Below are 12,051 nucleotides of genomic sequence, written 5' to 3' on the forward strand. Positions count from 1 at the left end.
CCTTATTTTTTAGCTTATAAACCCCGTAATTTTAGGAAAATTTTCACTTATTAAATGATATTAGACTTATTTTGGAAATAGATATTTATAAGAAATGAGGTTAAAACAATGAAAGACTACAATTAAATAATAAACTTGAAAACCTTGTTAATAAATCTTAAATTTAGTTTTGTATAAATACATGCTTTACATTATATTTGCTGCATATTTGATTTTAAAAATAAATAAGGATGTTTCAATTTGACCAATATTTAGGATTTTTAGCGTTTTTAACCATACTAACCATAGGATTTTGGTTAATGATTTTTTTAATCTCTTTTGTAATTCCGTATTGGATTTTTGGTGCATCAATTGAACGCTATAAAGAAATTAAAGCTGAAAAAAAGGCGAAAAGAGAAGAAGCAGCAATTCGTTAAAATATTAATTGTTTATAAAATAAAAAAAGGAAGCTAAATTAGCTTCCTTTTTTTATGAATTATGTTTGTTAAGTGGTTGATTATCCTTCAAAATCAAAGTCGTCATTACCACCGTTTGGATTATCATTTCTTCTATCGTTTCGTTTCTTTTGTTGGTTAAAACGATATCTAAGAGATAAATTGACTTGACGTTGTCTCCATTGTGATTCATTATACCTTGAGAAAAACTCTGTTGTTGTTAATGACTTACGTTTTCTGGAGTTAAAAATATCTCTCGCATTTAATGAAATGGTTAAATGGTTGTCAAAAAATTCCTTACTCAACGCTAAATCCATTGTAAAAATGCCTTCTCTGGTGCTTTGAGCATTTTCACTAGCGCCTCGATAGTTAGCATTTGTTTGCCAATCAATGTTTGAAGGAAGTGTAATTTTACTACTAAAACGGGCAAACCAACTCGTGTTTTTTGCACCATAGTCAACTCCATTAAATTCTCCTATTGTTTCAAACTGAAAAAAGTTAAAACTAGAATTTAACCTCAACCATTTTTCTGGATTATAAAGAACTCCTAATTCTGCACCTGTTCTATTGTTAGTGGATAAGTTTACTGGTATGGTCCTAATAATATCAATGCCATCAGAAGTTTGTTGACCAGTATTTTCTTCTATTCGTTCAAAAGAATCGGTTTCGTGTTGATAATATATCGAGGTCGTTAATGTTAGTTTTCCCCATCGTTTTAAATAGCCTATATCAAAAGTGCTTGAAAATGCAGGGCGTATATTAGGGTTACCTTGGAAGATATTAGTACGACTTGAACGTGAGGGAAATGGATTAATAAACCAACCGCGTGGTCTGTTAATTCTTCTATTAAAACCAAATGTGACACTTTCTTCTGAATCATCATCGCTTTTAGCTAAATTATATATAAGATTTAATGTAGGAAATAGACCGAAATAATTATTATTAAAATCTGTATCAATTGGAAAACCAAAAGAAGCTTCAAGTTCAGCATCACTTAATCGCGAATCAATTTTTCCTTTTAATTGGGTGTTTTCTACTCTTAATCCCAATAGAAATGAAAATTTACCAAATTTAGATCCATATTGTGTATATAGTGCATTGACGTTTTCTGAATAATCAAAAATATTAGAAATAGTATCATTGATAAAAAAATCATTTGTTGCAATATCTTCCTGTTGTAAGGTGTAATCCGTAATTTCATTTTCAAAATTACCTCTGTAACCGGCTTCAAATCTTGAATCTTCTCCAATAGGCAACACATAATCTACCTGGTATAAGGACTCCTTTTTATCTTGTGTTTGACTTACTTTTTCGTCTTGGAAGGGTACAGGGTTGGTTTGATTGGTAATAATATAGTTTTCGTTAATATTATTGGATTGATCTTCAGACCCATTTTCAAATTGAACATCTGCCGTTAACTGATGCCCTTTATCGTTAAATTTTGTAATATAATTTAATGACACTTGAAAGTCATCGCCATTTTCATCTTGTTGCTCTTTTCTTAAGGTTTGCTCTACGATGCTACCTCCATTAAACCGATCACTGTTGTTGAGTCCTAAATCGGCATCTTCACCATATCTGTAAAACAAACTTCCTGTAACAGATGTCTTTTTAGATAAAAAATACTCCATACCTAAGTTTGCATTGTAATTTCGATTAAGGCGTGTTACATTTTCTTTTTCACGAATTCTCTCATATTCTGGTGCTTCTAAAACGCCATTAATTAATCTATCAAAATAATTGGTGTCGTTAAAGCTATTTCTTGGAGCATTAAAATATCTGAACCCAATGTTAGAAAATAAATTGAATTTTTCTGTTCTATAATTAATGTTTGAAGAAATTCCAACATTATCAGGATTACCTAACGTTACATCAAAAGAGCCATTAAAACCTAATGTTTCCTTTTGCCTAAGTATGATATTTAGGATGCCTGCAGTTCCTTCGGCATCATATCTCGCGGAAGGCGATGTAATCACTTCAACTCGCTCTATAGCTTCGGCGGGTAACTGACTTAAAACATTAGTATCGCCAAAACCTGCCATTGCAGATGGTTTGCCGTTAATTAAAATTCTAACATTTTCATTACCTCTTAAACTTATAGCGCCGTCAATATCAACAGAAACCGAAGGCACATTATTAAGCGCATCACTTACTGTTCCTCCAGCAGTCGTTAAATCTTTACCAATATTATATATCTTTTTGTCGAGTTTAATTTCAACTGAGGTTTTTTCAGCAATCACTTCAACAGCATCAAGCGCTTCTAAATCTATATGTAATGAAATAGTACCTAAATCAAGATTTTCGGTAATATTTCGGTTTTTTAATGTTACTTTTTTATAAGAAATATACTCAATATTTATATCGTAAATCCCTTTAGGTATTTTGACTTCAAATGTACCATCGGTATTGGTGATTACACCATCGACTATCTTTTGTTGTTCTTGACTATAAAATGAAACAGTCGCATACTCTAAAGGTGTCTTCGTTTCAGCGTCAATGACTGTTCCTGAGATTTTTATTTCTTTTTCATTGAGATGTGTTGTTTCGCTTGAAGTGTTTTTTAAAATAGGTATCGATTCGATGCTCTGTGAACTAGTTTGAGCATTTAAATTTGAAACAATACTGAATAATAAAGAAAAAATGGTTGTGGTTAGGATATTTTTGATCATAGATATTTTTCTTTGTTGGACAAAGAAATTATAGGAAGGTTTAATACTAAAAGGTTAATTAATTGTTAAAAAAAATATGAGCGTTAAACTAATTTAAATGATGCTAAGAATAGTTTCTGTAGGTCTGCCAATGACTGCTTTATTTTCGTTAATAACAATAGGTCGTTCTATGAGTTTCGGATTTTCAATCATGGCATTAATCACTTCGTCATCTGTTAAGTCTTTTCCTTTATACTGCTCTTTCCAAATGGCTTCATTTTTTCTAACCAATTCAATAGGTTTTATATCCAATAAATTAATAATTTCTTTTAATGTTTCTTTAGAAGGACTATCTTCTAAGTAATTTATAATTTCAAAATCTTTACCAGATTCTTCAAGTAATTTCAATCCGTTTCTAGATTTACTGCATCTATTGTTGTGATATATTTTAATCATGTTATTTAAGTTTTATTATAGTGAATTATCGTCTTCTTTTTGTCCCATCATCATTAAATACGACTTTAAAAACGGACCAATATCACCATTCATAACGGCGTCTAGGTTGCTGGTTTCATGTCCGGTTCTAACATCTTTTACCAACTTATAAGGCTGCATGACATAGTTGCGAATTTGGCTACCCCATTCAATCTTCATTTTACCAGCCTCAATATCGTCGCGTTGTGCCATTTGCTTTTGAAGCTCGATTTCATATAATTGAGATTTAAGCATTTGTAATGCCCGAGCTCTGTTATCATGCTGAGAGCGTGTTTCTGAGCATTGAATTTGAATACCCGTAGGTTTGTGTGTTAATTGGACTTTGGTCTCTACTTTATTAACGTTTTGTCCGCCAGCACCACTAGAACGTGCTGTGGTAATTTCTATATCAGCAGGATTAATTTCTATTTCTATACTATCATCAACCAACGGATATACGTAAACCGAAGCAAAACTGGTATGTCGTTTCGCGTTACTATCAAATGGAGAGATTCTTACTAATCTATGGACTCCATTTTCACCCTTTAACCAACCAAAGGCAAAATCGCCTTCAATCTCTAAAGTCACCGTTTTTATGCCCGCAACATCACCTTCTTGAAAGTTTAATTCTTTTACTTTAAAACCACTTTTTTCGGCGTACATTAAATACATACGCATTAGCATGCTCGCCCAATCGCAACTTTCTGTGCCACCAGCACCAGCAGTAATTTGAAGTACAGCACTTAAACTATCACCTTCTTCAGAAAGCATGTTTTTAAATTCGATATCTTCAAGGAGGTTTTTAAGCTTGTCATAACTTTCTTCAACTTCTTCAAGGGTGTATGCTCCTTCTTTATAGAAATCATATAAGATTTCTAGTTCTTCTAAAAGTGATTTTGAGGTATTGTAATCTTCAACCCATTTTTTCTTAACACGAAGCGATTTCATAACTAACTCAGCAGCTTTTGAATCTTCCCAGAAGTCAGGAGCAAAGGTTTGCTCTTCTTCGTTTTGTATTTCTATAAGTTTGGCATCTATGTCAAAGATAGTGCCTAAGTTTGTCTAGGCGGGTATTAAGAGACTTGATTTGGTCTGATGTAATCATGAAAATTAAATTTTGAACAAAAATAGAACATAAGCTTTAAGAACATAAATTTTAATGATATTTTTATCAAATAATTAGTAAGAACATTTTTATGATTATAGACCTAAGAAGCGATACCGTTACCAAGCCTACAAAAGGCATGTTAGATGCTATGATGCAAGCCAAAGTAGGGGATGATGTGTTTAGTGAAGATCCAACAGTTATTATTTTAGAGGAACGGTTAGCCAACATGTTTGGTAAAGACAGAGCCTTATTTTTTCCTTCAGGTACGATGGCAAACCAAACAGCGATTAAGTTGCATACCAATCCTGGAGAACAAGTTGTTTGTGATAAATATGCCCATATTTACAATTACGAATCTGGAGGTGCTTCTTTTAATAGTGGGGTGTCTTGTAGACTATTAGATGGTAATCAAGGTATGTTCACAGCAAATCAAGTACTAGAGGCTATTAATCCTGATGCGTTTTATTACAGTCAGACTAGTTTAGTTGAAATTGAAAATACTACCAATAAAGGCGGGGGAGCGTGTTGGGATTTCAATGAAATTTTAAAAATTAAAGAGGTTTGTAAGTCTAATAATTTAGGGTTTCATTTAGATGGCGCCAGACTATGGAATGCTTTAGTAGCTAAAAATGAAAGTACTAAACAATACGGAGACGTGTTTGATACTATTTCGGTATGTTTAAGTAAAGGGCTTGGTTGTCCTATTGGTTCTGTGTTGATTGGTGATGAAGATATTATGAAAAATGCCATTAGGGTTAGAAAGATTTTTGGCGGTAATATGCGTCAAATTGGATATTTGGCTGCCGCTGGATTGTATGCCTTAGATAATCATATGGAGCGCTTAAATGATGATCACACTAAAGCAAAACAAATAGGGGAGGTTTTATCAAATTTGTCATACATTAAAACAGTCGAGCCTGTTGAAACGAATATTGTAATTTTTGAATTACATGAAGGCGTTAATGAAAAAGAGTTTGTTCAAAAACTACAAGAAAACAATATTTTGATTATCAGTATGGGCAGTAATAAACTGCGCATGGTAACTCATTTAGATTACACCAATACTATGCATGAAAAAGTTCTAGAAATTTTAACAAGTCTAAAATTCTAAATACAGTTTACTTAAACATATCCAATCCCGGAATATTTGGCATACCTTCTTTAGCAACTGCTGCTAATTCTGCTTCGTTTACTTGGGTTGCTTTTTCAATAGCTTTATTTAAAGTGAGGATTAAATAATCTTCAAGTTGTTCTTTATCTTCAAGTAATGTTGCATCAATTTCAATAGATTTTATAGTTCTATTCCCTGTTAAAGTTACTTTAACTTTGCCATCATTACTTTTTTCATCAATAAACACCGTATCTAGACGTTTTTTTGTGTCTTCAACTTTTTTCTGGGTCTCTTTTAATTTACCCATCATATTCATCATATCTCCAAACATAGTTTTAATTTTTTATTGGGTACAAAACTATATAATTTTTATATTTTTGGCACTTTCATTTTAAATAAATAATCCATTTGAAAAATACTGTAGAAGTACCTTTAGCAAAGAAACAACCAAAAGAATTAAAAATTCATTCTGATGTAAGAATTGATAATTATTATTGGTTGAATGACAGAGAAAATCCAGAGGTTATAGATTATTTAAATTCAGAAAACGACTATACCAAGCAGATGATGTCTCATACCGAAGATTTTCAAAACGCATTGTTTGAAGAAATGAAAGGTAGAATTAAAGAAGATGACTCAACAGTTCCTTATAAATTAAATGGATATTGGTATATTACTAAGTATGAAAAAGGAAAGGATTATCCTGTTTATATAAGAAAAAAAGAACTTTTAACAGCTCCAGAAGAAATTCTATTTGACTGTAACGAGATGGCTAAAGATTTTTCTTATTTTAATTTAGGAAGTATTGCTATTAGTCCAGATAATATATTAGCGTGTTTTTCTACGGATACAGTGAGTAGAAGGCAATATACTATTCAAATAAAAAATTTGGTTACTGGAGAAGTTTATCCAGATAAAATATTAAACACCACTGGTAGTGCTACTTGGGCCAATGATAATAAAACGTTGTTTTATTCAATGAAAGACGAAGTAACACTTCGTTCTCATAAAATATTCAAACATAAACTTCATAGTGGAACCAAGAATGATGAATTAGTGTTTCATGAAAAAGACGAAACCTATAATACCTTTGTTTATAAATCAAAATCAAGAAAATACATCATTATAGGATCTTCAAGTACTTTGACTTCTGAATATAGAATTTTAAATGCAGATACGCCCGATGATGCCTTTAAGATTTTTCAAAAACGTTTACGTGAGTTAGATTATAGTATTGCGCATTATAAAGATCACTTTTATATTATTGCTAATAGCGACGGAGCTACTAATTTTAAACTCTTAAAAGTCAACGAAACTCAAACTCAAAAAGAATTTTGGGAAGACGTAATTCCTCATCGAGATCATGTTTTAATTGAGGATATTGAGATTTTTAAAGATTATCTAGTGGTTAATGAACGTGAAAACGGATTGAATAAGTTGCGTATTATGAGTTGGAACGGAACGGAAGATTACTATCTGCCTTTCAATAGCGAAACCTATAGCACCTATATTGGTAATAATCCTGATTTTGATAGTGAAGTGTTACGTTACGGTTTTAACTCGCTTACCTCTCCAAGTGCTGTTATTGATTATAATTTTTATACTAAACAAAGTGAGATAAAAAAAGAACAAGAGGTTCTTGGTAACGATTTCAATAAAAATGATTACGAATCTAAGCGCATTTGGGCTACAGCAAGAGATGGTGTAAACGTACCAATATCAATAGTATATAAAAAAGGAATTCAATTAAATGGAGAAAATCCATTACTCTTGTATGCCTATGGGTCTTATGGTTCGACGACAGACCCATCGTTTTCAACGATAAGATTAAGTTTGTTAAACAGAGGTTTTATTTATGCCATTGCTCATGTACGTGGTGGTGAGTATTTAGGTAGAGAATGGTATGAAAACGGTAAACTTTTATCAAAACTTAATACGTTTTATGATTATATAGATTGTTCAAAATTTTTAATAGAACAAAAGTATACGTCAAATAAGCATTTATATGCTTACGGCGGTTCTGCTGGAGGTTTGCTTATGGGAGCCATAATAAATATGAATCCTGAATTATACAACGGCGTTTTGGCTGCTGTTCCTTTTGTGGATGTAGTTACCACGATGCTAGATGATACAATTCCTTTAACAACAGGAGAATATGATGAATGGGGAAATCCAAATCAATTAGAGTATTACAAGTATATGAAATCATATTCACCTTACGATAATGTTCAAGAGAAGGAATATCCTAACATGTTAGTAACAACAGGTTTATATGATTCTCAGGTACAATATTGGGAACCAGCTAAATGGGTTGCTAAGCTAAGAGATTTAAAAAAAGACTCAAATAAACTCCTATTACACGTAAATATGGATTCGGGTCATGGAGGGGCTTCTGGGCGTTTTGAAAGCATCAAAGAAGTGGCTTTGGAATATGCGTTTTTACTAGATTTAGAAGGAATTCATTGCTAATAAAAAAAAATATTCTATTTTTGTTTGGTTTTAGGCTATAATTATTTTCATGCAAAATTGTAGCTTTTAAAAAACATTTATGAAACAAAAAAATCAAGTTTTTAACAATGTGTTAGATTTAATAGGTAAAACACCACTTATTAAATTAAATAAAATCACCTCTTCTTTTAAAGGTGATTTTTACGCAAAAGTTGAAGCTTTTAATCCCGGACACTCTTCAAAAGACAGAATAGCGCTTTACATTATTGAAAAAGCAGAGAAAGAAGGAATTCTAAACCCAGGAGACACTATTATTGAGACTACTTCTGGAAATACAGGATTCAGTTTAGCTATGGTAAGTGTTATAAAAGGCTATAAATGTATTCTAGCGGTAAGTTCCAAGTCATCACCAGATAAAATAGACATGTTACGATCTATTGGAGCAAAAGTGTATGTTTGTCCAGCACATGTAGCGGCAGATGATCCAAGATCTTATTACGAAGTAGCAAAACGTTTACACCAAGAAACAAAAGGTTCTGTTTATATCAATCAATATTTTAACCAATTAAATATTGATGCACATTATAATTCTACAGGTCCAGAAATTTGGAATCAAACAGAAGGTAAAATAACACATCTTGTTGCTTGTAGTGGTACTGGAGGAACAATTTCAGGTACCGCAAAATATCTAAAAGAGCAAAATCCTAATGTAAAAATAATAGGCGTGGATGCTTATGGTTCTGTTCTTAAAAAATATCATGAAACTAATGAGTTTGATGAAAAAGAAATATATCCATACAGAATAGAAGGTTTAGGCAAGAACTTAATTCCAACAGCAACAGACTTTAGTCAAATAGACAAATTTATTAAAGTAACAGATGAGGAAAGTGCCCATACGGCCAGAGAAATTTCTAAAAAAGAAGGTCTTTTTGTTGGTTATACAAGTGGAGCAGCTCTACAAGCTGTAAAACAACTTAATGAAACAGGAGAGTTTAAAAAAGGCGATATGGTTGTTGTTTTATTTCCTGATCATGGGTCACGTTATATGAGTAAAATATATAGTGATAAATGGATGAATGAACAAGGCTTTTTTGATAGTGTAAATATTGAAGCAGCAGAAATTATTGAGTACATAAAATAAGAATAATTATAATTTTTAAAAGAGATAGTAATTGTTATTCTAACATAATGCTGTCTCTTTTTTTATTTTATTAATAATTGAAGTCTAAAAATTATGTACAAACAATATAAATATTTAATTTTGCTCCTGCTAACTAAGTAAAACTTTCAAGTATTACAGATAACATAAGTTAATTAGATTTATTAACTTACATCACAGTCTTCTTAGTAGTCATGTTGAATTTTAATAGCAATAACATTTATTTTAAATGAAAGATTTATTTGAAAAAATTTATAAAGATAAGGGTCCGCTAGGGAAGTGGGCATCGCAAGCAGAAGGATATTTTGTGTTTCCAAAATTAGAAGGTCAAATTTCTAATAGAATGAAATTTCGTGGTAAGGATGTTATTACTTGGAGTATTAATGATTATCTAGGCTTAGCCAATCATCCTGAAGTAAGAAAGATAGATGCTGAAGCTGGTGCTGCTTACGGTTCTGCCTATCCAATGGGAGCAAGAATGATGTCTGGTCATACAGATCTTCATGAGACTTTACAAAAGGAATTGGCAGAATTTGTTAATAAAGAAGCTGCCTATCTTTTAAATTTTGGTTATCAAGGAATGGTTTCTACTATTGATGCCTTAGTTTCAAAAAATGATATTATTGTATATGATGTTGATGCCCATGCATGTATCATTGATGGTGTGCGTTTACATATGGGTAAACGTTTTACGTATAAACATAATGATGTAGAAAGTTTAGAAAAAAATCTTGATAGAGCTACCAAAATGGCCGAACAAACCGGTGGAGGAATTTTAGTTATTTCTGAAGGCGTTTTTGGAATGCGTGGTGAGCAAGGTAGATTGAAAGAAATAGCTGCATTAAAGAAAAAATATAATTTTAGATTTCTGGTAGATGATGCTCATGGCTTCGGAACTTTAGGAAAAACAGGTGCAGGAACAGGTGAGGAACAAGGGGTTCAAGATGACATTGATGTTTATTTTGCAACATTTGCTAAATCAATGGCAGGAACGGGAGCTTTTATTGCAGCCGATCAAGAAATTATAGATTATTTAAAATATAATTTACGTTCTCAAATGTTTGCCAAATCATTGCAAATGCAATTGGTTGTTGGTGCTCGCAAGCGTTTACAGATGCTTAAAACAATGCCCGAACTTAAAAATAAGCTTTGGGAAAATGTTAATGCACTTCAAACAGGACTTAGAAAACGAGGGTTTGATATTGGTACTACACAAAGTTGTGTAACTCCCGTTTATTTAAAAGGAAGTATTCCTGAGGCAATGGCTTTAGTGAAAGATTTGAGAGAAAATTTCGGTATTTTCTGTTCTATCGTAGTGTATCCTGTGATACCAAAAGGAATGATTTTATTGCGCTTGATTCCAACAGCAACACATACGTTAGAAGATGTTCAAATAACACTGGATGCATTTGAATCCATACGTACAAGACTTGAAAACGGAACTTATCAAAGGCTTTCTGCAGCGGTTATGGCTGCTATGGGAGAATAAAAGTTTTAAAAAATAGTATAGTATAAAAAAAGCGCCTTTAAGTATTAAAGGTGCTTTTTTTATAAATTTTTTCTAAATGTTTTTCGTCTTCTATACACTTCAGGCGAAAAGTGTTTCCATATTTGGTGAATGGCTATATTGTCTTCTAATTCAGGAGTTCTAAAACAGGTTTTAATCCCTTTTTCGGTAAATGTATTATAATATTCATTGAAAATTACAGCATGAACTCCTTTGTTTTGGTACTCAGGATGAATTCCTATTAGGTAAAATATAACATCTTTACTATTTTTCTTAGCATTAAGAATATGTTTAAAACCAAAAGGAAATAAACGTCCTTTAATTTTTTGTAATGCTTTGGCAAAAGCAGGCATTACAATAGCAAATCCAATTAAATTATCATCTTTGTCTACAACAAATTTGATATATTCAGGATTGACAAAACTGATAAATTTCTTTTTAAAATATTCTTTTTGAATATCTGTAATAGCAACAAAAGAGGATAATGATGCGTAACTTTTATTAAACAAGTCAAACATTTTATCAACATAAGGCATGACTTCAGATGTTTTAGAAAATGTCAATGCTTTTAATTGATAACGACGTTTTATTAATTCTTGAGCTTTAAGAAAAAAATCAGGGTGTACATTTGCAAAAGGAAACCGACTTTCTGAATACGCTTTTTCTATTTGATAACCAGCAGAATCATAATGCTTCGCATAATACGGATAGTTGTACCATGTAATCATAGGGGCTATAGTTTCAAAGCCTTCTGTGATTACTCCAACCTTGTCAAGATTTGAAAAACCGACGGGCCCTTCAGTATAATCTAAATTATTCTCTTTCCCTATGCGTTCAATAGTATCTAAAAGAGCTTGAGAAACCTCGATATCATCAACAAAATCAAACCAACCAAAGCGCATTTTTTTCTGATTTTGTTCTTTCACTTCTAACCAGTTAATAATAGCAGCAACACGCCCAACAAGTTTATTGTTTTTATAGGCAAGAAAAAAACGAGCTTCGGTATCATTAAATACAGGATTCTCTTTTTTGTCAAACGTTTTTAATTCCTGACTAATAATAGGTGGCACCCAAAACTTTGAATCTTTATACAATTCAAACGGAAACTTTACAAAAGCTTTTAAGTCTTTTTTAGTTTTTACTTCTTTTATTGTGATCATGT

At 31.8% G+C, this 12,051-nt stretch carries 10 protein-coding genes; 5 read left to right on the forward strand and 5 right to left on the reverse strand.

Annotation, left to right across the window (positions count from 1 at the left end; all coding sequences use genetic code 11):
* Positions 1-230 precede the first annotated feature (230 nt).
* Positions 231-416, forward strand: a complete 186-nt coding sequence (locus tag G5V56_RS14405) for a hypothetical protein (protein ID WP_166966266.1) — start codon at positions 231-233, stop codon at positions 414-416.
* Between the two features lie 80 nt (positions 417-496).
* On the opposite strand, the gene G5V56_RS14410 is transcribed toward G5V56_RS14405, so the two are convergent.
* The 3 genes from G5V56_RS14410 to prfB all read right to left on the reverse strand — a co-directional run bounded on the left by G5V56_RS14410 (position 497) and on the right by prfB (position 4,661).
* Complete coding sequence (locus G5V56_RS14410) at positions 497-3,103, reverse strand: outer membrane beta-barrel family protein (RefSeq protein WP_166966269.1); 2,607 nt, start codon at positions 3,101-3,103, stop codon at positions 497-499.
* 93 nt (positions 3,104-3,196) lie between these two features.
* Entirely contained in the window at positions 3,197-3,538 is a 342-nt protein-coding gene (arsC, locus tag G5V56_RS14415) for an arsenate reductase (glutaredoxin) (protein WP_166966272.1), read from the reverse strand.
* Positions 3,539-3,553: 15 nt separating this feature from the next.
* Positions 3,554-4,661 (reverse strand): peptide chain release factor 2 gene (gene prfB / locus G5V56_RS14420; protein WP_166966275.1). Its coding sequence is split into 2 segments (ribosomal slippage): positions 3,554-4,597 and positions 4,599-4,661, totalling 1,107 coding nucleotides; the frame shifts between segments, so codons are not numbered across the junction.
* Positions 4,662-4,752: 91 nt separating this feature from the next.
* Here prfB and G5V56_RS14425 point away from each other — a divergent pair.
* On the forward strand, positions 4,753-5,775 hold the full coding sequence (locus G5V56_RS14425) for a threonine aldolase family protein (RefSeq protein WP_166966278.1): 1,023 nt from the start codon (positions 4,753-4,755) through the stop codon (positions 5,773-5,775).
* Between the two features lie 7 nt (positions 5,776-5,782).
* Here G5V56_RS14425 and G5V56_RS14430 read toward each other — a convergent pair whose 3' ends face one another.
* Positions 5,783-6,106: a YbaB/EbfC family nucleoid-associated protein gene (locus G5V56_RS14430; protein ID WP_166966281.1), complete on the reverse strand. Its 324-nt coding sequence runs from the start codon at positions 6,104-6,106 to the stop codon at positions 5,783-5,785.
* A gap of 77 nt (positions 6,107-6,183) precedes the next feature.
* Between G5V56_RS14430 and G5V56_RS14435 the strand changes: the two genes are divergently transcribed.
* From G5V56_RS14435 to G5V56_RS14445, 3 genes are all read left to right on the forward strand, one after another.
* Positions 6,184-8,244, forward strand: a complete 2,061-nt coding sequence (locus G5V56_RS14435; RefSeq protein ID WP_166966284.1) for a S9 family peptidase — start codon at positions 6,184-6,186, stop codon at positions 8,242-8,244.
* A gap of 79 nt (positions 8,245-8,323) precedes the next feature.
* On the forward strand, positions 8,324-9,364 hold the full coding sequence (locus tag G5V56_RS14440) for a PLP-dependent cysteine synthase family protein (protein WP_166966286.1): 1,041 nt from the start codon (positions 8,324-8,326) through the stop codon (positions 9,362-9,364).
* 247 nt (positions 9,365-9,611) lie between these two features.
* Complete coding sequence (locus G5V56_RS14445; protein WP_166966289.1) at positions 9,612-10,871, forward strand: aminotransferase class I/II-fold pyridoxal phosphate-dependent enzyme; 1,260 nt, start codon at positions 9,612-9,614, stop codon at positions 10,869-10,871.
* Between the two features lie 59 nt (positions 10,872-10,930).
* On the opposite strand, the gene G5V56_RS14450 is transcribed toward G5V56_RS14445, so the two are convergent.
* Positions 10,931-12,049 carry a GTP cyclohydrolase gene (locus G5V56_RS14450; RefSeq protein WP_166966292.1) on the reverse strand — a complete coding sequence of 373 codons (1,119 nt, stop codon included), beginning with the start codon at positions 12,047-12,049 and terminating at the stop codon, positions 10,931-10,933.
* Positions 12,050-12,051 lie beyond the last annotated feature (2 nt).

It is taken from the genome of Yeosuana marina, assembly GCF_011762485.1.
Taxonomy (GTDB): Bacteria; Bacteroidota; Bacteroidia; order Flavobacteriales; family Flavobacteriaceae; genus Yeosuana; species Yeosuana marina.